Annotated in this window: 20 protein-coding genes; 4 read left to right on the plus strand and 16 right to left on the minus strand. The window is 69.7% G+C overall.

All coding sequences use genetic code 11. From position 1 onward, the window contains the following. Positions 1-47 precede the first annotated feature (47 nt). On the minus strand, positions 48-2,111 hold the full coding sequence (locus ACZ4N5_RS13880) for an APC family permease (RefSeq protein WP_467757310.1): 2,064 nt from the start codon (positions 2,109-2,111) through the stop codon (positions 48-50). 424 nt (positions 2,112-2,535) lie between these two features. Between ACZ4N5_RS13880 and ACZ4N5_RS13885 the strand changes: the two genes are divergently transcribed. Further along, on the plus strand, positions 2,536-3,207 hold the full coding sequence (locus ACZ4N5_RS13885) for a potassium channel family protein (RefSeq protein ID WP_467757311.1): 672 nt from the start codon (positions 2,536-2,538) through the stop codon (positions 3,205-3,207). Then, positions 3,207-3,887: a potassium channel family protein gene (locus ACZ4N5_RS13890; RefSeq protein WP_261707696.1), complete on the plus strand. Its 681-nt coding sequence runs from the start codon at positions 3,207-3,209 to the stop codon at positions 3,885-3,887. Before ACZ4N5_RS13885 ends, ACZ4N5_RS13890 begins: the two co-directional genes overlap by 1 nt. Before the next feature lie 152 nt (positions 3,888-4,039). On the opposite strand, the gene ACZ4N5_RS13895 is transcribed toward ACZ4N5_RS13890, so the two are convergent. From ACZ4N5_RS13895 to ACZ4N5_RS13935, 9 genes are all read right to left on the minus strand, one after another. Then, on the minus strand, positions 4,040-4,807 hold the full coding sequence (locus ACZ4N5_RS13895) for a DUF3159 domain-containing protein (protein ID WP_467757312.1): 768 nt from the start codon (positions 4,805-4,807) through the stop codon (positions 4,040-4,042). Positions 4,808-4,810: 3 nt separating this feature from the next. After that, the gene (locus tag ACZ4N5_RS13900) at positions 4,811-5,209 is read right to left on the minus strand and encodes an OB-fold nucleic acid binding domain-containing protein (RefSeq protein WP_467757313.1); all 399 of its coding nucleotides are present in this window, start codon (positions 5,207-5,209) and stop codon (positions 4,811-4,813) included. 141 nt (positions 5,210-5,350) lie between these two features. Continuing rightward, entirely contained in the window at positions 5,351-6,034 is a 684-nt protein-coding gene (locus tag ACZ4N5_RS13905) for a response regulator (protein WP_467757314.1), read from the minus strand. Further along, positions 6,031-8,574: a DUF4118 domain-containing protein gene (locus ACZ4N5_RS13910; RefSeq protein WP_467757315.1), complete on the minus strand. Its 2,544-nt coding sequence runs from the start codon at positions 8,572-8,574 to the stop codon at positions 6,031-6,033. The genes ACZ4N5_RS13905 and ACZ4N5_RS13910 overlap by 4 nt, the downstream gene beginning before the upstream one ends. A 395-nt stretch (positions 8,575-8,969) precedes the next feature. Beyond that, entirely contained in the window at positions 8,970-9,704 is a 735-nt protein-coding gene (locus ACZ4N5_RS13915; protein WP_467757316.1) for an ABC transporter ATP-binding protein, read from the minus strand. A 104-nt stretch (positions 9,705-9,808) separates the two neighbouring features. Next, positions 9,809-11,029 carry an alginate lyase family protein gene (locus ACZ4N5_RS13920; RefSeq protein ID WP_467757317.1) on the minus strand — a complete coding sequence of 407 codons (1,221 nt, stop codon included), beginning with the start codon at positions 11,027-11,029 and terminating at the stop codon, positions 9,809-9,811. A 227-nt stretch (positions 11,030-11,256) separates the two neighbouring features. After that, complete coding sequence (locus ACZ4N5_RS13925) at positions 11,257-12,021, minus strand: DUF3710 domain-containing protein (protein ID WP_261707690.1); 765 nt, start codon at positions 12,019-12,021, stop codon at positions 11,257-11,259. A gap of 1 nt (position 12,022) precedes the next feature. Next, complete coding sequence (dut, locus tag ACZ4N5_RS13930; RefSeq protein ID WP_467757427.1) at positions 12,023-12,517, minus strand: dUTP diphosphatase; 495 nt, start codon at positions 12,515-12,517, stop codon at positions 12,023-12,025. Between the two features lie 41 nt (positions 12,518-12,558). Next, on the minus strand, positions 12,559-13,143 hold the full coding sequence (locus ACZ4N5_RS13935; protein WP_467757318.1) for a PaaI family thioesterase: 585 nt from the start codon (positions 13,141-13,143) through the stop codon (positions 12,559-12,561). Between the two features lie 58 nt (positions 13,144-13,201). On the opposite strand from ACZ4N5_RS13935, the gene ACZ4N5_RS13940 reads away from it, so the two are divergent. Then, positions 13,202-13,678 carry a DUF3093 domain-containing protein gene (locus ACZ4N5_RS13940; RefSeq protein WP_467757319.1) on the plus strand — a complete coding sequence of 159 codons (477 nt, stop codon included), beginning with the start codon at positions 13,202-13,204 and terminating at the stop codon, positions 13,676-13,678. 328 nt (positions 13,679-14,006) lie between these two features. Here the strand turns inward: ACZ4N5_RS13940 and ACZ4N5_RS13945 are convergent, their stop codons facing one another. From ACZ4N5_RS13945 to ACZ4N5_RS13960, 4 genes are all read right to left on the minus strand, one after another. Then, positions 14,007-14,918, minus strand: a complete 912-nt coding sequence (locus tag ACZ4N5_RS13945) for a hypothetical protein (RefSeq protein ID WP_467757320.1) — start codon at positions 14,916-14,918, stop codon at positions 14,007-14,009. Between the two features lie 13 nt (positions 14,919-14,931). Continuing rightward, positions 14,932-15,228, minus strand: coding sequence for a DUF4193 domain-containing protein (locus tag ACZ4N5_RS13950; protein ID WP_003997302.1), 297 nt, complete (start codon positions 15,226-15,228; stop codon positions 14,932-14,934). A 393-nt stretch (positions 15,229-15,621) separates the two neighbouring features. Next, positions 15,622-16,851: a sensor histidine kinase gene (locus tag ACZ4N5_RS13955; RefSeq protein ID WP_467757321.1), complete on the minus strand. Its 1,230-nt coding sequence runs from the start codon at positions 16,849-16,851 to the stop codon at positions 15,622-15,624. A gap of 6 nt (positions 16,852-16,857) precedes the next feature. Beyond that, positions 16,858-17,511, minus strand: coding sequence for a response regulator transcription factor (locus ACZ4N5_RS13960; RefSeq protein WP_103549594.1), 654 nt, complete (start codon positions 17,509-17,511; stop codon positions 16,858-16,860). Positions 17,512-17,926: 415 nt separating this feature from the next. Between ACZ4N5_RS13960 and ACZ4N5_RS13965 the strand changes: the two genes are divergently transcribed. Continuing rightward, positions 17,927-18,100, plus strand: coding sequence for a hypothetical protein (locus ACZ4N5_RS13965; protein ID WP_167459062.1), 174 nt, complete (start codon positions 17,927-17,929; stop codon positions 18,098-18,100). Positions 18,101-18,246: 146 nt separating this feature from the next. Here ACZ4N5_RS13965 and ACZ4N5_RS13970 read toward each other — a convergent pair whose 3' ends face one another. Then, a complete protein-coding gene (locus ACZ4N5_RS13970; protein WP_467757322.1) occupies positions 18,247-19,062 on the minus strand; it encodes an inositol monophosphatase family protein in 816 nt (271 codons plus the stop codon). A gap of 8 nt (positions 19,063-19,070) precedes the next feature. Beyond that, on the minus strand, positions 19,071-20,198 hold the full coding sequence (locus ACZ4N5_RS13975; RefSeq protein ID WP_467757323.1) for a ferrochelatase: 1,128 nt from the start codon (positions 20,196-20,198) through the stop codon (positions 19,071-19,073). Between the last annotated feature and the right edge of the window lie 130 nt (positions 20,199-20,328).

Raw genomic sequence — 20,328 nt, forward strand, 5'->3', positions numbered from 1 at the left:
CTGCGCTCCTTCGGCCGCCAGTCCTTCGGGCTCGGCTCCTTCGACCGCTAGTTCTTCGGGCTGTGCTCCTTCGGGCTGTGCTCCTTGGGCCGTTCGTGGGCCGGTCCCCGGCGCACCGCACCCGGCGCGTTCCAGTCCTGCCGCTTGCGGGCACGCAGCTTCGCGGCCTCGGAGGACTCCAGCTGGTAGGGCACGGAGGTGACCATGACCCCCGGCGTGAACAGCAGTCGGCCCTTGAGACGCAGGGCGCTCTGGTTGTGCAGCAGGTGCTCGTACCAGTGGCCGACGACGTACTCGGGGATGATCACGGAGACCGCGTCGCGCGGCGACTCCTTGCGCAGGCCCTTCACGTACTCGATGACCGGCCGGGTGATCTCGCGGTAGGGCGAGTCGAGGACCTTCAGCGGTACGTCGATGCCGCGCCGCTCCCATTCGTCGCGCAGGGTCTTGGTCTCGGCCGGGTCCACGTTGACGCTGAGCGCTTCGAGGGTGTCGGAGCGCAGCAGCTTGGCGTAGGCGAGGGCGCGCAGCGCCGGTCGGTGGATCTTGGAGACCAGCACGACGGAGTGGACGCGGGAGGGGCGGACGCTGTCGTCGGACGGCCCCTCCGGGGCGGCCAGTTCCTCCGAGACGCGGTCGTAGTGCTTACGGATCGCGGTCATCGTCGCGTAGAAGATCACCATGCCGAGCAGGGCGACCCAGGCGCCGTGCGTGAACTTGGTGACCAGGACGACGACCAGGACCAGCCCGGTGAAGAAGGCGCCGAAGGTGTTGATCGCCCGGGAGCGGACCATGTGGCGCCGCTTGGCCTGGTCGGTCTCGGTGGCCAGGTGGCGGTTCCAGTGGCGGACCATGCCGGTCTGGCTGAGAGTGAACGAGACGAAGACGCCGACGATGTAGAGCTGGATCAGACGCGTCGAGTCGGCTCCGTAGATGATGACGAGCATGCTCGCGGCGCCGGCCAGGAGCACGATGCCGTTCGAGAAGGCCAGACGGTCGCCGCGGGTGTGCAGCTGGCGCGGCAGGTAGCGGTCCTGGGCGAGGATCGAACCCAGCAGCGGGAAGCCGTTGTACGCGGTGTTCGCGGCCAGGAACAGGACGAGCGCGGTGGCGGCGGCCAGCACGATGAACAGGAAGCTGCCCTTGCCGAACACGGCCTCGGCCACCTGGGAGATCACCGGGTTCTGGACGTATCCGGCACCGACCGCCACGCCGTTGTGGATCAGGTCCGTGGCGGGGTTCTCGGCCATGCGCACCTTGGTGGTCATGGCCAGGGCGATGATGCCGCAGAACATGGTGACGGCGAGCAGGCCCATCGCCGCGAGCGTCGTCGCGGCGTTCTTCGACTTCGGTTTGCGGAAGGCGGGGACACCGTTGGAGATCGCCTCGACGCCGGTGAGCGCCGCGCAGCCGGACGAGAAGGCGCGCAGCAGCAGGAAGACGAGGGCGAAGCCCGCGAGCCCCTGGTGCTCGGCCTTGATGTGGTACTCGGCGGTCGGCGCGTTCATGCTGTCGCCGAGCACGAGTCCGCGGAAGGCGCCCCAGGCGATCATGATGAAGACGCCCGCGACGAAGACGTACGTCGGAATCGCGAAGAGCTTTCCGGACTCCTTGACTCCGCGCAGGTTCATCAGTGTGAGCAGCACGATGACGGCGACCGCGCAGGCCACCTTGTGCTGCACCACGAAGGGAACCGCCGAGCCGAGGTTCTCGATGCCGGAGGCGATGGAGACGGCGACCGTGAGGACGTAGTCGACGAGCAGCGCGCTGGCGACGGTGAGGCCGGCCCGCGGACCGAGGTTGGTGGTGGCCACCTCGTAGTCGCCACCGCCGCTCGGGTACGCGTGCACGTTCTGGCGGTAGGACGCGACCACCGTGAACATCAGCACGACGACCGCGAGCGCGATCCAGGGGCTGAAGTGGTAGGCCGACACGCCCGCGATGGAGAGGACCAGCAGTACCTCTCCAGGCGCGTACGCCACAGAGGAAAGCGGGTCGGATGCGAAGACGGGGAGGGCAATGCGCTTCGGCAGAAGCGTTTCACCCAACCGGTCACTGCGCAGTGCGCGCCCGATGAGGATCCGCTTGGGCACGTCGGTCAGTTTGGACACAACAGGGAATCGTAAGGGTTCGAACTGGCAGTCGCCCACCCGCCGTCCCTCTTCGGCACATCATCTGCTCTCCGGGTGAAAACGGGGCGGGCTCCGGCTGCGGATTCCGCAGCCCGGAAGGTCCACGTGTCTATATGACAAAACCCTGTTCCCCGACCGCCCTGGAGGACCCATGCACCTGAGCGCGGAGCTCATCGGCGCCACCCTCGGACTGATCGGCCTCGGAATCCTGACTCTCGCGAGTGTCCGCAGCATCACACGACGCTGAACCCTGCGTTCACCGGCGTTCCCGGAGCGTTCCGCGAAAAACCGCAGGCGAACCTGCGCAAGGGTGCCCCTGGTCGACCGCGCGTGTGTAGCTTGGGCGGCGGTCTGAGACCCTGTTTAGCCTGAGCCGTAACCATTCACATGCGGAAGGACGGTCGTGCACATCGTCATCATGGGCTGCGGAAGAGTGGGTTCCGCGCTTGCCCAGAACCTGGAGCAGCAGGGGCACACGGTCGCCGTGATCGACCAGGACCCCACCGCCTTCCGGCGGCTGGGCTCCGGGTTCGGCGGCCGTCGTGTCACCGGAGTCGGCTTCGACCAGGACACCCTGCGCGAGGCGGGCATCGAGGAGGCCGGCGCGTTCGCGGCGGTCTCCAGCGGTGACAACTCCAACATCATCGCCGCCCGCGTGGCCCGCGAGATGTTCGGCATCGAGAACGTCGCCGCCCGCATCTACGATCCGCGCCGCGCCGAGGTCTACCAGCGCCTCGGCATTCCGACCGTCGCCACCGTCCGCTGGACGGCCGACCAGATGCTCCGCCGGCTGCTCCCCTCGGGCGCCGAGCCGCTGTGGCGCGACCCCACGGGCGGTGTGCAGCTCGCCGAGGTGCACGCCTCCACCGCCTGGGTGGGCCACAAGATCAGCCGCCTCCAGGACGAGACGGGCGTACGCGTCGCCTTCCTCACCCGGCTGGGTGAGGCGATCCTGTCCACCTCCCAGACGGTGCTGCAGGAGGGCGACCTCGTGCACGTGATGATGCGTACCGACGAGGTGGAAAAGGTCGAGGCGGCGTTCGCCAAGGGCCCTGAGGAAGAGGCGGGTCACTGATGAGAGTCGCCATTGCCGGTGCCGGTGCCGTGGGCCGCTCGATCGCGGGCGAACTGCTGGAGAACGGCCACGAGATCCTGCTGATCGACAAGGCGCCGACCGCCATCTCGGTCGAGCGCGTCCCGCAGGCGGAGTGGCTGCTCGCCGACGCCTGCGAGATCACCTCCCTGGACGAGGCCGCGCTGCAACGCTGCAACGTGGTCATCGCGGCCACGGGAGACGACAAGGTCAACCTCGTGGTCTCGCTGCTCGCGAAGACCGAGTACGGGGTCCCGCGGGTCGTGGCCCGGGTGAACAACCCCAAGAACGAGTGGCTGTTCAACGAGTCCTGGGGCGTGGACGTCGCCGTCTCGACCCCGCGGCTGATGTCGGCCCTCGTCGAGGAGGCCGTCAGCGTCGGCGACCTGGTGCGGCTGCTCCGCTTCAGCCACGGCGACGCCAACCTCGTCGAGCTGACCCTGCCGCCGGAGTCCGCCCTCGCGGGCACGACCGTCGGCGACGTCGCGTGGCCGGAGGACACCTCGCTGGTGACCATCATCCGCGGAACCCGCGTCCTGACGCCCTCCCGGGAGGACTCCCTGGAGGCGGGCGACGAGCTCCTCTTCGTGGCCGCCCAGGCCCGTGAGGAGCAGCTGGAGGACCTGCTGTCGGTCCGCCGCGACACGAACGCGACGAGCTAACCGTTCCCGTCGGCGGTACGACGTCCCGGCGACGGGAGGACGTACCGCCGACGGAAGGGCGTTCCGCGCGGCGGTACGACGAAGGGGGCGCCCGGAGATTTCTCCGGGCGCCCCCTTCGTCGTGGAACAGCGTTGCTCAGGCGTCCTGGGGCTTACGCCTCGCGGCGGTGCCGGGCCGGGGCCGCGGTCTCACCGCGCTCGTTCGCGAGGGCGGCCTTGCGCTCGTTCTCCGCCTGCTCCTCGGCCTCCATCTCCGCGAACACGTCGATGGGCGGCGGCGCCTTGGCCAGGAAGACCCAGGTGAGCCAGACGGCGAGCAGGAACGGCGGGATCTTCAGGGCGATCAGAACCCAGCCGAACTGGGTGGTGTCGCCCCACCAGTAGAGCGGGAAGAGCACCGCGCACTTGGCGAGCAGGATCAGGCCCCAGGCCCAACTGGCCTTCGTGTACGCCTTCTTCCGGCCGGGGTTGCGGGTGCGCCAGGAGAGGTTCTCCTTGAAGACCGGGCCGAGCATCAGGCCGATCAGCGGTACACCCGCGAGGGTCGTGACGATATAGGCGACGGCGAGCCCGAGCGTGTACAGCATGCCCGGCAGGTAGAAGTCCTTCGCGTTGCCCGTCATCATCGCGAAGACCACACCGAAGGCGACGCCGAAGACACCGCTGAAGGCGTGCTTCACGGTGTCGCGCCGCACCAGGCGGACCACGACGAGCAGCAGGGACACGGCGAGGGCGGCGATCGCCGACCAGTGCAGATCCTTGTTGATCGTGAAGATGGTGACGAAGAGGAGGCCCGGCACCACCGTTTCGACCATGCCCCGCAAGCCGCCGAACGCTTCGAAGAGTGCGGCCTCGGTCACCGCCCGCGCATCCTGCTGGGCGTCCTGGGCGTCTTCGGTCGGCTTGTCGAGCGACGTCACCGGCTACTCCCGTCCGAGGGGTCTGAGTTCGTACTTCGGATTGAACAACACCCTACGGCCCCGGCTCAGCGAGATACGGCCGGAGGCGATCAGCTTGCGTCCGGGCTCGATGCCGACGATGGAGCGGCGGCCGAGCCAGACCACGTCCAGGGCGGCCGAGCCGTCGAACAGCTCGGCTTCCAGGGCCGGAACACCGGCCCGCGGCCGCAGAGTGACCGTGCGCAAGGTACCAGTAACCGTGACGATCTGCCGGTCGTGGCAGTCACCGATCCGGGTGCAGCCGGCGGTCGCGGCGTCCTCCCGCAGCTCCTCGGACTCCAGGTCCTCCTGGGACGAGGAGAGCCGGTCCATCATGCGCCGGAAGCGGCCCGCCGGCTTTTCGGAACGAGGAACAGCACTCATACCGAAAGCGTACCGGGGGGCGCTGACGGCTACGTACCCGCGGCACCGTCACCCGAACCGGGTACGAACCACGCTCGATCCGGCGGTCGCGCCGCCCCCTCGAACCGGCCCGCACTTTGTCACTCGCACCGGTGACGCACGTCATCGCTCGAAGCGGTACCCCATCCCCGGCTCGGTGATGAAGTGCTTCGGGTGCGAGGGGTCCGCCTCCAGCTTGCGGCGCAGCTGAGCCATGTAGACCCGCAGGTAGTTCGTCTCCGTCCCGTACGACGGTCCCCAGACCTCCTGGAGCAGCTGCTTCTGGCTGACCAGGCGGCCCGTGTTGCGGACCAGTACCTCCAGCAGGTGCCACTCCGTGGGGGTGAGGCGGACGTCCCGCCCGTCGCGGTGCACCTTCTTCGCCGCCAGGTCGACGGTGAACCCCGCCGTCTCCACGATCACGTCGTCCTCATCGCCCCCGGTGGGCTCCGCGCGGCGGACCGCGGCGCGCAGCCGGGCGAGCAGCTCGTCCATGCCGAACGGCTTGGTGACGTAGTCGTCGGCGCCGGCGTCGAGTGCCTCGACCTTTTCGTCGGAGGAGTGCCGCGCGGACAGCACCAGGATCGGCACCCGGGTCCAGCCGCGCAGCCCCTTGATCACCTCGACGCCGTCCATGTCGGGCAGGCCGAGGTCGAGCACGACGACGTCGGGGTGGCGGGCGGCGGCGAGCTGGAGCGCGGTGGCTCCGTCGGGGGCCGCGTCGACCTCGTACTTGCGTGCCTTCAGGTTGATCACGAGGGCTCGGGTGATCTGCGGCTCGTCGTCGACCACGAGGACCCGGGTCATGAGGCCTGCCTTTCTGCGACTGCTGATCGGGCGGCCAGGTCGGGCAGGCGGTCCACCGCCCGCACCGTGAGCACCATGGTGAGTCCGCCTCCGGGGGTGTCCTCGGCGGTGAGGGTGCCGCCCATCGCCTCGGCGAAGCCCCGGGCGACCGCGAGGCCGAGGCCCACTCCGGTGCCGCGCGGGGCGTCTCCGTAGCGCTGGAAGGGCGCGAATATACGGTCCTTGGCTTCGTCCGGGACGCCGGGGCCGCGGTCCACGACGCGTACCTCCACCCGGTCGGCGATGGCGCTCGCGGCGACCAGGACCCGTTCGTCGACATGGCTGTACTTGACGCCGTTCTCGACGAGGTTGGCGACGGCGCGCTCCAGGAGTCCGGCGTCGACGGCGACCATCGGCAGGCTCTCCGGGATCTCCAGGTCCACGCTGTCCTCGGGGACGCCGCCGAGCGCCATCGGGACGACCTCGTCGAGGTCGATCTCCCGGATCAGCGGGGTGACGGTGCCGGTCTGGAGCCGGGACATGTCCAGCAGGTTGCCCACCAGGTGGTCGAGGCGATCGGCGCCGTCCTCGATGCCTTCGAGGAGTTCGGCCCGGTCCTCCTCGGACCAGGCCACGTCGTCGGAGCGCAAGGACGACACCGCCGCCTTGATCCCGGCGAGCGGGGTGCGCAGGTCGTGGCTCACGGCGGCCAGCAGGGCGGTGCGGATGCGGTTGCCCTCCGCCAGTTCCTTGGCCTGGTCTGCCTCGAACTGAAGGCGCTGGCGGTCCAGGACCACGGCGGCCTGCGCGGCGAAGGCGGCCAGCACCCGGCGGTCGGAGGCGGGCAGCACCCGTCCGGACAGGGCGAGCGCCATGCGGTCGCCGACCGGCACGTCGACGTCGGCGTCCTCGGGGCGCGTCGAGGGCGCCGGTCCGACGCTGCCCGCGCACGTCCACGGGTCGACGTCGCCCGCCCGCTCCAGGAGCGCGACCGACTCCATCCCGAACGTCTCTCTGACCCGCTCCAGCAAGGCTTCCAGGCTGGTCTCGCCGCGCAGCACGCTGCCCGCCAGGAAGGAGAGGATCTCCGATTCGGCCCGCAGCCGCGCCGCCTGGTGGGTGCGGCGGGCCGCGAGGTCCACCACCGACGCCACGGAGACGGCGACGCCGACGAAGATCACGATGGCGACGATGTTCTTCGGGTCGGCGATGGTCAGCCGATGCAGGGGTGGCGTGTAGAAGTAGTTCAGTAGCAGGGAGCCGAAGGCCGCCGAGGCGAGGGCGGGGAGGAGACCGCCGAGCAGGGCGGCCGCGACGGTCACCGCCAGGAACAGCAGCATGTCGTTGGCGAGGCCGAGGTCGATGGTGTTCAGCAGCAGCGCCATGACCACGGGGCCGCCCACCCCGATCACCCAGCCCCAGATGATCCGGGAGCGCCCGAGCCGTGCCCCGCGGGCCACCGGAAGACCGCGCCCCTTGGCGACCTCTTCGTGGGTGACGATGTGGACGTCCAGGTCGGGGCCGGACTCCCGGGCGACCGTGACACCGACGCCCGGCCCGAAGACGTACTGCCAGGTCTTGCGGCGGGACGAGCCGAGCACGATCTGGGTGGCGTTGACACCGCGCGCGAAGTCCAGCAGGGAGGCGGGTATGTCATCGCCGACCACGTGGTGGAAGGTGCCGCCGAGGTCCTCGACGAGGGTGCGCTGGACCGCCAGCTCCTTCGGCGAGGCGGAGGTGAGCCCGTCACTGCGGGCGATGTAGACGGCCAGTACCTCACCGCCCGCGCCCTTCTCGGCGAGCCGCGCGGCGCGCCGGATCAGCGTCCGCCCCTCAGGACCGCCGGTCAGCCCGACGACGATCCGCTCCCGGGAGCCCCAGATCTTGGAGACCCGGTGCTCGCTGCGGTACTCGGTGAGGTATTCGTCGACCCGGTCGGCGACCCACAGCAGCGCGAGCTCGCGCAGGGCCGTGAGATTGCCCGGACGGAAGTAGTTGGACAGGGCGGCGTCGACCTTGTCGGGCTTGTAGATGTTGCCATGGGCCATCCGGCGGCGCAGCGCGGGCGGCGACATGTCGACCAGCTCGATCTGGTCCGCCCGCCGCACCACCTCGTCCGGCACGGTCTCGCGCTGCCGAACGCCCGTTATCGACTCGACGACATCGCCCAGTGACTCCAGGTGCTGGATGTTGACGGTGGAGACGACGTCGATGCCGGCGGCGAGCAGTTCCTCCACGTCCTGCCAGCGCTTGTCGTTGCGGGAGCCGGGCACGTTGGTGTGCGCCAGTTCGTCCACCAGGGCGACGGCCGGGGCGCGCCGGAGCACGGCGTCGACGTCCATCTCGGTGAAGACGCCGCCCCGGTACTCCAGCTCCTTGCGCGGCACCTGCTCCAGACCGTGCAGCATCACTTCGGTGCGCGGCCGGTGATGGTGCTCGACGAACGCCACCACGCAGTCCGTCCCGCGTTCGACGCGGCGATGCGCCTCGGAGAGCATCGCGTACGTCTTGCCGACGCCCGGTGCCGCACCGAGGTAGATCCGAAGCTTGCCTCGTCCCATGAGCCCTATTGTCTTCCTGTCACCGCTGTGTACGCAGCGTCGACCTTACGGCCAAGATTCCCGACGAAAGGGACGAGTGTCCGGCCGGGGAACGTCTTTGACGCAACCCTGATGCCCCGCACGACCTCGCACGATCCACACGGTTCCACCGGCCTCGCACGGTTGCGCACGACCCGCACGGTTCCGTGCGGACCCACACGGCTCCAGCGGCCTCGCGCGGTTCCGCACGACCCGCACAGTTCCACGCGGACCCGCACGGTTCCGCACGGCCTCGCACGGTTCCACGCGGCCTCGCAGAATTCCGGACGACACCGCACACACCCCTCGGCGCGATCCCGCATGGCCCCCGCACAGCCTCGTAAGGCCCGCGTGGCCCCCTGCGACCCCGCGGGGCCTCACTGCTCGACGATCTCCCCGTCGCTCAGCTCCAGCACCCGGTCGGCCAGGTCGAGCAGGGTCGCGTCATGGGTGGCGACCAGTACTGTCACCCGCTCGCTGCGGACGACGGCGCGCAGCAGCTCCATCACGGCATGGCCGGTCTCCGCGTCCAGCTGGCCGGTGGGCTCGTCGGCTATGAGCAGTGCGGGGTTGTTGGCGAGGGCGCGGGCTATGGCCACGCGCTGCTGCTGGCCGCCGGAGAGCTCTCCGGGCCGCTGGGCCGCGTGGTCGGCGAGACCGACGAGGGAGAGCAGCAGCTCGACGCGCTCCTCGCGCTCGCGTGCTTCCGCCCGGCGCAGCCGCAGCGGGACCCCGACGTTCTCCGCGGCGGTGAGGATGGGGATGAGCCCGAAGGACTGGAAGACGAAGCCGATGCGGTCGCGGCGCAGGCCCAGCAGACCGCTCTCGTCGAGGGTCGAGAGATCGAGGCCGTCCACCGTGACGCGTCCCTCGTCCGGTTCGTCGAGCCCGCCGACGAGATTGAGCAGTGTGGTCTTGCCCGATCCGGAGCGCCCCTTGAGGGCGACGAGTTCTCCGCGCGGTACATCGAAGGAGACCCCTCGCAGCGCGTGCACGGCGGCGGCTCCGGTGCCGTACGAACGACGGACGTTCTCGACGCGCACCATCGTGTCGGTGTCGGTGTCGGTGTCGGTGCCGGTGCCGGTGTCGATGCCGGTGATGGCCTGGCTCATGTTCCCTCCCCGTGATCCCCGTGATCCCCCATGGACCGGGCGTCAGTATCGCGACCGGACGCCCGGTCCCTCAATGGTTCATCGGATGGGACCCCGGCTTCGGTTCACGCGGGATTGTCGCCGTGCGTCAGCGTCTCCCACGCCACGAAGAGGTTGTTGCTGCCGGCCGGGCGGTTCTGCTGGGTGAGCGTCTGGGTGTTGGTCATCGCGATGCCCAGGCGGTTGTGCAGCGCGTTGTAGCCGACCTCGGTGACCGGGCCGAGCCCGAGGTTCAGCGATCCGCCGCACAGCCAGCTCGGCACCGCCGTACCCAGCTGGTACTTCGACTGGAAGCCGAGCGCCTGGCGCAGCCGCTCGCCGACATCGGTGCCGTACAGGTCCTGCCCCTGGATGCGGCTGGTCTCGGCGATGTGCGAGATGGCCGAGATGCCGTAGCCGGTGTGGGTGAAGTCGCGGCAGGTCTCCTGGGTGAGCCCGGTGACGAAGGTGGACTGCCCCTGCCAGTAACTGACGATCTTCGCGGTCGTGTCGAGGTTCTGGCTCGGCACGGTCTTCGGCACGGCGCCGTCGGTGGAGAGGTAGACGTACGCCGCCGTGCGCGTCCGGAACTTCGCCATGGCCCTGTCGTACGACGTCTTGTCCTCCAGGAAGACGGAGATGCCGACCGCGGCCTCCATCATCGACAGTTCCCAGTTGCCGTTGGAGTTGGAGCCGTTGATGATCTCCGGCAGGTAGACGTCGCGCAGCATGGTCGCGAAGCGGCCGGAGTTCGCCCAGGAGCCGGTGTACGTGTACTTGATGATCTCGGCGGCCTTGGGCCAGGAAGAGCCGGCCCAGCCGGTCTGCAGGGGCGCGTTGCTGTTGGTGTGCTCCTTGATCACCGCGGACCAGGCGTCCATCAGCTCGATGGCCTTCTTGGCGTAGCGGTCGTCGCGGGTGACGTACCAGGCGAGGGCGTCGGTGTACGCGGCTATCGCGTCCTCGCGCTCGTCGGTGCAGCCGTAGTTCGGGTTCGAGTACGAGCCGCACTCGACGGTCGCGCGGGGCGTGGGGGTGCGCGTGAGCGAGGCGTACTTGCTCGCCATCATCTGGTCGTAGGCGCCCTTCCAGGGCTGGGCGCCGGCCAGGACCTGGGTCCGGGCGAAGTCCAGCTGCCCCCTGGAGACGGTGACTCCGGGGTGGACGAAGGTGGCGGGCGCCGCGTCGGCCCGGTGCGCGCCGGGCCAGGACAGAAGGGTGCCCACGAGTGCAGCGGTCGCGGCGGCGACTGTGACGAGGAGAGCGGGGCGTCGTCTGCGGCGGTGCCGAGTGGGGGTGTCGGACATGCAGAGCCATCCGTTCTTGTATGTGAACTACACATGGGATGCTGAACAGCTTCGCTGGCCGGTGACCATAGGTACGGACCAGACTTCCGTCAAGGCCCGAAGAAAGACCCGCTGCTCAACTACTGTTCACATACAAGAACCTGCGGGATACGCGCCCTACGGAACCCACATACAGGAAAGGGCCGCACCCCCTGGGGGTGCGGCCCGCCTGTTGTCTGTTTGTCCGTCTAGTGGACCTCGGTGATCTCCGGTCCGCGCTGCAGCTGACCCATGCCGCCGGAGAAGCGGGAGCCACTCTGGTCCTCCTGCTGAACACCCTCGGGGACCATCTGCGCGTCGTTCGGCAGCTTCAGGACGATCGGGTCGCGCGGGGCCATCGGGCCCTCACCGCGGACGACGACCGTGTCCCGGAAGATCTGCTCCAGCAGACCCGCGGCCTGCGGCTGCACGGCACCCTGCCCGGAGATCACTCCGCGCAGGAACCAGCGGGGACCGTCCACGCCGACGAATCGCACGACCTGGAAACCGCCCGTGCCGTCCGGCAGCTGGACCGGTACCTGCGCCCGCAGCTCCCAGCCCAGCGGGCCCTCGACCTCGTCGATGACACCGCCCTGCTGGGTGATCCCGGAGGCGATCTCCTCGCGCACCTCGCCCCAGATGCCCTCACGCTTGGGAGCGGCGAAGGCCTGGAGCTGCACGGCGCTGTCGTTGACGACGACGGTCGCCGCGACGATCGCGTCGCCCGCGACCTCGACCCGCAGCTCCATGCCGTCGACTCCGGGCACGAAAAGACCGCCCAGGTCCACCCGGCCCTCGGCCGGGTCACGGACCTCTTCACTGTCCCAGGGCCCGTCGGGACGCGGCTCGGGTTCGAGCCTCACGCGCTCGCGCTCCCCGTCCTCGTCCGCCTCAGTGTCGACGCCGTCGACGACCTGCTCGGCCTCGCCCGCCGCGTCCTCGGCGGCACTGCCCTTCTTGCGACGTCCGAACACGTCACTGTCCTTCCCGGTCGGATACGACCGACGCGTATCGATTCCCACCCGTTGTGCTGTCCACGGCGGCATGACCGCCGGTGGACCCGAAGCCCCCTGCGGCCCGCGCCGAATCGGGAAGTTCCGCCACCTCCTGGAAGCGAACCCTCTCGACTTGCTGGACGACCAGTTGAGCAATCCGGTCGAAGCGCTCGAACCGCACGGACTCGCGCGGATCGAGATTCACCACGATCACCTTGATCTCCCCACGGTACCCGGCATCCACCGTCCCCGGGGCATTCACGAGGGCGACGCCGCAGCGGGCGGCGAGGCCGGAACGCGGGTGCACGAAGGCCGCGTACCCCTCGGGCAGCGCGATGGACACGCCCGTCGGCAGCACGGCCCGTTCACCGGGCTTCAGCTCGCGGCTCTCGGTGGTGCGCAGATCGGCTCCCGCGTCACCGGGGTGCGCGTACTCGGGGAGCGGGACTTCCGGATCGACGCGCCGGATCAGCACAGCAACTTCTTGACGGGGCTCACGGGCCCCGGGACTACGGGTCACGGGTTCACCTCGAAGGCACGGGCTCGCCGGATCTGGTCCGGGTCGTTCATCGCCGCACGGATCTCCTCCGGGCGGCCGTTGTCGATGAAGTGGTCGACCTTCACCTCGACGAAGAGGGCGTCCGCGCGGACGGCGACAGGCCCGTCGGGGCCGCCGATCCGTCCGGTGGCGGTGCAGTAGATCTTCCGGCCGGCCACCGCGGTGACCTCGGCCTCCAGATACAGCACGGTGTCGACGGGTACAGGGCGCCGGAAGTCGGTCTCCAGGCGGCCCGTCACGGCGATCGTCCGCAGCAGCCAGTTCAGCGATCCGAGCGTCTCGTCGAGGGCGGTGGCGAGAACACCGCCGTGAGCGAGACCGGGGGCACCCTGATGGACGGGCCGCACGGTGAACTCCGCCGTGACCCGGACCCCCTCACCCGCGCGGGCCTCCAGATGCAGTCCGTGGGACTGCCCACCACCGCACCCGAAACACTGTTCGTAGTGTGCTCCGAGGAGCTCTCCGGGGGCAGGCGCGTCGGGGTGCCGCACCGGCGCGACGGCGTCGGCGGGAGGCGTCAGAGCTGCGGAAGTACCACTCACAGCCGCAGACCTTACCCGCGCGTCCACCAAGTCTTCGCACCGTGCCAAGCTTGGCCACATGCAGCTCTCCGCCTCCCCGTACGAAGAACGCCTCACCGCACCCCGGTCGTGGTGGCTGATCAGCTTCCTGGTCGGGGTCGCGCTGGCCCTGGTCTTCCTCCCGTTCGGCACGCTGCCGATGCTCGGAGCGCTGGTCGGCGGCACCGCGGTCTCGGCGGTCGCGGCCAGTGCGTACGGCTCGATCCGCATCCGCGTGGTCGGTGACTCACTGATCGCCGGCGACGCGAAAATCCCGGTATCGGCCCTCGGTGACACGGAGATCATGGACCAGGAGGAGGCGCGCGCCTGGCGCACCTACAAGGCCGACACCCGTGCCTTCATGCTCCTGCGCTCGTACATCCCCACGGCGCTGCGCGTCCAGGTCACGGACCCGGCGGACCCGACGCCCTACCTCTACCTGTCGACGCGGGAGCCGGAGCGCCTGGTGGCCGCCCTGGAGACGGCACGGGAGTCGTCCCGGCCCGCGGAAAGCTAGGGCAGCCCACCGGCTACGGGCTACGGGCTACGGGCTACGGGCTACGGGCTACGGGCTACGGGGCCAACGTTCTGGATCATGCCGCGGACTCGGGGTTCGGCACACTCTCGCCGACGAGGCAGCACCCCGGCCCGGCATCCCTGCGGGACGTCGCCAGTCACGCTTCCCCGCCGATTCGCCGGCCTCCGGGCGCATGCCACAGGCCCCGCCCACGGGGACCGGTCGGCTCCTTCACCGCGTCCGGCGGTCTCTGAGCCGGGCCACCGGCGAAGCGAGCGGTCGGCCGAGCGCGGACGGACGGTCGCGGGCGCCGGCCGGGCGTACGGCTTCAGGTCCCCAGGTCTGTGGGGATCTCTCCGATCCGCACCGGATCCGTCGGCTTCTCCAGCGGTGGCAGCTGCGGGAGCGCGTCCCACGGCACCTGCATCTTGCGCAGGTCCTTGCGGATGTGGCCCGCGACGCGTTTGGTGTCGCGGCGGTTCATCACCGCCCCGACCGCCGCGCCGACCATGAACGGCATCAGGTTGGGCAGGTCCCGAACCGTTCGCTTCATGATCTGCTGGCGCAGCTCGCGCTTCATCTGGCCGCCCAGTGCGGCGTTGATCGTCACGGGCTTGGCCACATCGATTCCGCGCTCGCCCGACCAGGAGCTCAGATACGCGGTGCTGCGCTGCTTGAGGTTGCCGGGCGGACGCAGGCCGTAGACCTCGTGGAGTTCGGCGATCAGCTTCAGCTCGATCGCGGCGACGGCGGTGATCTCGGCGGCCAGCTCCGTGGGCATGGCGGGCGGCACCGGCAGCATCGCGGCGGCACCGATCCCGGCACCGACGGTGGACGTCGCGGCGGCGGCGCCCGCGACGAGCTTGTCCGCGAGCTCCTCGGGGCCGAGGCCCGGGAACTGTCTGCGGAGGGTGGCGAGGTCCCGTACGGGAACCCGCGGGGCGATGTCGATGATGCGGTCGGTGACATACGCCAGGCCCGCCCTGGCCCGGACACCGCTCTTGGTGACGCCCCTCATGACCCCGTCCCGGACAGCCGCCGCGCGACGCCTTGCGGCGGGCGCGGGAGTGTCCGTGGGGGCCGTCAGGCCGTCTGTGGCGCCCGCTCGGTCGAGCGAGGCTGATCCCTGTTCGGAAGAGCCCCGCTCGTCGTCACGCACGCCTTCAGGGCCCGTGAAGGACCCTTCGTCCGCCGCCCCGGAGGGGAGGCGGCGCTTCCAGGGTGAGGTCGAGCCAGTCACGGCCGACCCTGCCTCAGTCGCAGTCGCGGCAGATCGGCTGACCGTTCTTCTCGCGGGCCAGCTGGCTGCGGTGGTGCACCAGGAAGCAGCTCATGCAAGTGAACTCGTCCTGCTGCTTGGGCAGCACCCGGACGGCCAGCTCCTCGTTCGAGAGGTCCGCACCGGGCAGCTCCAGGCCTTCTGCGGCCTCGAACTCATCTACGTCGACAGACGAAGTCGACTTGTCGTTCCGGCGAGCCTTCAGTTCTTCAAGGCTGTCCGAGTCGACGTCGTCGTCGGTCTTGCGCGGGGTGTCGTAATCCGTTGCCATTGTCGCTCTCCCCCTCTGGGTGTCTGCGGTGTCTCAGCGCACGTAACGCGTGAGAGGCCGGACTTGTGCCCGACCCGAGGCGGAGATTTTGCCTCACATCAAGGTCTGTTACTCAATCGACACCCAACCGGACCCCTCAAGAGTGATCGGCTTGGATGGCGATGCGGACCGTACACGGTCCTGAGGCCGCACTTCAAAGGCGCCCCACCGTGTACTTCCCGTGATCAAGACCCCCGAAAACCCGGATTTTCCCGGCTTTCCGACAGCTTGCATGATCACGGAGAGTAGATGGACCGAAAATCGGCCTTGTGATCGATCACACACGGGTCACTCGGATGGGTGACCAGAAAATTCCGCGCAAAGCGAACATCGCCGCGTGTCCGCGACATGGTCTCAGATGGGAAGGGTGACGCGCATCACGAGCCCACCCCCTTCACGGGGCTGAGCGACGATACGGCCTCCGTGAGCGCGGGCCACCGACCGGGCGATCGACAGGCCGAGGCCCACGCCCTTGTCGCTGCCCGTGCGCTCCGTGCGCAGCCGCCTGAAGGGCTCGAAAAGATTGTCGACCTCGTACGCGGGAACCACCGGTCCCGTGTTCGACACTTCCAGGACCGCCCGGCCGTGCTGGGTGTCGGTCGTGACCTCGACCCAGCCGTCCTTCGGCACGTTGTACCGAACGGCGTTCTGGACGAGGTTCAGGGCGATCCGTTCCAGGAGGACGCCGTTGCCCTGGACGACCACCGGAGAACGCTGCCCACGGATCTTCACGCCCTTGGCCTCCGCCTCGGCGTGGACCTGGTCGACGGCCTGCGAGGCGACCTCGGCGAGGTCCACCGGCTTGCGCTCGACGATCTGGTTGTCGCTGCGGGCGAGCAGCAGCAGGCCCTCGACGAGCTGCTCGCTGCGCTCGTTCGTGGCGAGCAGCGTCTTGCCGAGCTGCTGCAGCTCCGTCGACACCCCCGGACCGGAGAGGTGCACCTCCAGGAGCGTGCGGTTGATCGCGAGCGGGGTGCGCAGTTCGTGCGAGGCGTTCCCGACGAACCGCTGCTGAGCGGTGAAGGCCCGCTGCAGTCGCTCCAGCATGTCGTCGAAGGTGTCCGCGAGCTCCTTCAGCTCGTCGTCCGGGCCGTCCAGCTCGATCCGCCTGGACAGGTCGGAGCCGGCCACCGCGCGCGCGGTGCGGGTGATGTGGCCCAGCGGCGACAGGACCCGGCCCGCCATCGCGTAGCCGAACGCGAAGGCGATGATCGCGAGGCCGAGCAAGGCCAGCAGAGAGCGGCTGAGCAGGTCGTCCAGGGCGTGCTGGCGCTGCCGGTTCACGCAGTCGTACATCGCGTGGTTGAGCTCGTCCGCCGCCCCGGAGGGGAGGTTGCAGGTGCTGCTGCCGACCTGCCCAGAAATGATCTTGAAGGGGAGTTCACTGCCGACGTTCAGCGCCTGCGCCGCGAGCAGGTAGATGATCGACAGCAGCAGGATGCCGGCGATCAGGAACATGCCGCCGTACAGCAGCGTAAGTCGTATGCGGATCGTGGGGCGCAGCCAGGGGAACGGCGGCTCCGCCCTTCTGGGGTCCCAGGTGGGCTTCGGAGGCGCCTCGGGCGGCGCGGGGGTGGTTGCCACGGTGGATCAGATCCTGTACCCGGAGCCGGGCACGGTGACGATCACGGCGGGCTCGCCGAGCTTGCGGCGCAGCGTCATGACGGTCACGCGCACGACATTGGTGAACGGGTCCGTGTTCTCGTCCCAGGCCTTCTCCAGGAGCTGCTCCGCCGAGACGACGGCGCCCTCGCTGCGCAGCAGCACTTCCAGGACGGCGAACTCCTTGGGAGCGAGCTGGACCTCCTTGCCGTCGCGGAAGACCTCGCGGCGGTTGGGGTCCAGCTTGATCCCGGCACGCTCCAGGACCGGCGGCAGCGGCACGCTCGTACGACGTCCGAGGGCACGGACGCGTGCGGTCAGCTCGCTGAACGCGAACGGTTTGGGGAGGTAGTCGTCGGCGCCGATCTCCAGACCCTCGACACGGTCGCTGACATCGCCGGACGCGGTCAGCATCAGCACGCGCGTGGGCATGCCGAGCTCGACGATCTTGCGGCAGACGTCGTCGCCGTGCACGAGCGGGAGGTCGCGGTCGAGGACGACCACGTCGTAGTCGTTGACCCCGATGCGCTCCAGCGCGGCTGCGCCGTCGTACACGACGTCGACGGCCATGGCCTCCCGGCGCAGTCCGGTGGCCACCGCATCGGCGAGCAGTTGCTCGTCCTCGACGACGAGTACGCGCACGTCGCTTGTCCTTCCTCTGTCCACCGGCGGGGCACGTTTCGGCGTACCACGCGGGCAGGTCCGTCACGGATGAGAGCTCCATCCTGCCCGTTTCGGCCATAAACCGGCTGTAAGACGGGGGAGGGCACCAGGGAAGCCCGTCCAGGGGACCGGGAATGCGAGATTTTCTCGTCGGGTTGAGGTTTCCACGGAAGAGAGCGGGGGGAGGACGGCTTTACACCCCGCGATCACGCTCTGCATGTGGCAAGCCACATTGTGGTACGTCCAACCGCTTCCGCAGAGCGGGCGTGGGTGTCCGGCACCGTCGCCGCCCAGACCGGGCAGCGCTGGGCACCCCATCAGAGACGTGATCGCCCCTTCCCATCGGCACACCCCCGTGCCACCCGACCCACGACCCAGGACGAGGGGGCGCAGCATGGACGCATTCACCGCAGGACTTCTGCAGCGCATAAGGGCGACCGAGTCCGACCTGACGCGGGCTCGCGAAACAGGCGACGACTTCCTCGCGGAGGTCGAGCAGGCCGAGCTCGACGACCTGCACCGCCTTGCCGCAGAGCACGGTGTGGAGGTCGGCGCCACACGCGTCTGATCAGTACGTACGAGAGCGGGGCCCCGGTATCGATCCAGTACCGGGGCCCCGCTCCGTTTTCGCTCTCCGCCGTCTCTGGTCCCACGCCGTCCGCTGTCCTGCGCCGTCCGCGGTCGGTTGTCGGCGGCCCGCGGCCGGCCGTGACGTCAGTCGTGCCAGGCCCCGAAGTCCTCCAGGAGCCGCTGGAGGGGCCCGAAGACACCGGGGGAGGCCGCCACCGTGAGATCGCCCCCTGGGCGCTCTCCGGGGCGTCCACCGGTCACCGCGCCCGCTTCCCGGGCGATCAGGTCCCCCGCCGCGAGGTCCCAGGGGTGCAGACCTCGCTCGTAGTAGCCGTCGAGTCGCCCGGCCGCGACGTCGCACAGGTCGACCGCCGCAGAGCCGGAGCGCCGGATGTCACGCACCAGCGGGATCAGCCGCTGGACCACGTCGGCCTGATGGATCTTGACCTCGGTCACGTAGTTGAAGCCGGTCGAGACGAGGGCCTGGTCGAGCGGTGGCGACGGGCGGCAGGCCAGCCGGCGTTCGCCGACCCAGGCGCCCGAGGCTCGGGCACCCCTGCCGCGGACCGCGTGGTACGTCTCGCCGCGCATCGGTGCCGCCACCACGCCGACGACGGTCTCGCCGTCCTGTTCGGCCGCGATGGACACCGCCCAGGTCGGCAGCCCGTACAGGTAGTTGACCGTGCCGTCGAGCGGGTCGACGATCCAGCGGATGCCGCTGGTGCCCTCGGTGGCGGAGCCCTCCTCGCCGAGGAAGCCGTCACGAGGGCGGTGCTCGGCGATCAGCGTGGTGATCAGCTTCTCGGCGGCGATGTCCATCTCGGTGACGACGTCGATCGGACTGGACTTGGTGGCCGCGACCGCGAGGTCCGCAGGGCGGCCGTCTCGCAGCAGCGCGCCCGCGCGGCGGGCGGCCTCGTGCGCGAGCTGGAGGAGTTCGGTGTGCAAAGGCTCGGTCACGGGGCTCCTCATGCGTAGGGGCTGTCAGTGCCCGCGGCGGCGGGCTTGGGCGTGCGGGCCGGGCAGCAGCCCACCGGGCACAGGTCATGACTCGCGCCCAGCGCGCCCAGGGCACACCGTGTCACCCGTCGGCCGCTCTCGGCCGCGGCGCGCTCCAGCACCAGGTCACGGACCGCCGCGGCGAACCGGGGATCGGAGCCCACCGTGGCCGAACGACGCACCGGCAGCCCCAGTTCCTCCGCCTTCGCCCGCGCCTCGGTGTCCAGGTCGTACAGGACCTCCATGTGATCCGACACGAACCCGATCGGCACCATCACCGCCGCCCCGGCCCCGGCTCCGTGCAGCTCCTCCAGGTGGTCGCAGATGTCCGGCTCCAGCCACGGAATGTGCGGGGCTCCGGAACGCGACTGGTAGACGAGCCGCCACGGGTGGTCGATCCCGGTCTCCTCGCGTACCGCCTCCGCGATCAGCCGGGCCACGTCCAGATGCTGCCGGACGTACGCGCCACCGCCACCGTGTCCCTCGGCCGGGCCGGAGGTGTCCGCCGCGGCGACAGGGATCGAGTGCGTGGTGAACGCCAGGTGCGCGCCCGCCCGGACCTCCTCGGGCAGTTCGGCCAGCGACTTGAGGACGCCCTCGGTCATCGGCTCCACGAACCCGGGATGGTTGAAGTAGTGCCGCAGCTTGTCGATCCTCGGCGGCTCCAGCCCCTCCCCCTCCAGGACGGTCAGCGCCCCCGCCAGGTCCTCGCGGTACTGCCGACAGCCCGAGTACGAGGCGTACGCGCTCGTGGCCAGCACCAGGGTCCGGCGCCGTCCGTCGGCGGCCATCTCGCGCAGCGTGTCGGTCAGGTACGGCGCCCAGTTGCGGTTGCCCCAGTAGACCGGCAGATCCAGACCGTGCTCGGCGAAGTCCTTGCGCAGCGCATCGAGCAGGGCACGGTTCTGGTCGTTGATGGGGCTGATCCCGTCGAACAGGAAGTAGTGCTGCCCGACCTCCTTGAGCCGTTCCTTGGGGATACCCCTGCCCCGTGTCACGTTCTCCAGGAACGGGACGACTTCGTCCGGGCCCTCCGGACCGCCGAACGAAAGCAGGAGCAGGGCGTCGTAGGGGGTGGCATCGAGCACTTCTGGCATGCGTCCGATCCTGCCACCCGCCGCTGACGGGCGAGAACCGGCGGGGTGACGAGGCATGCGCAGGCCGCCCTGAGCGAGGTACGGAAGGCGCCCGTTAGGTGCACCTAACACGTAAGTTCATCCGACACGT

The organism is Streptomyces sp. NPDC026500 (genome assembly GCF_055567635.1).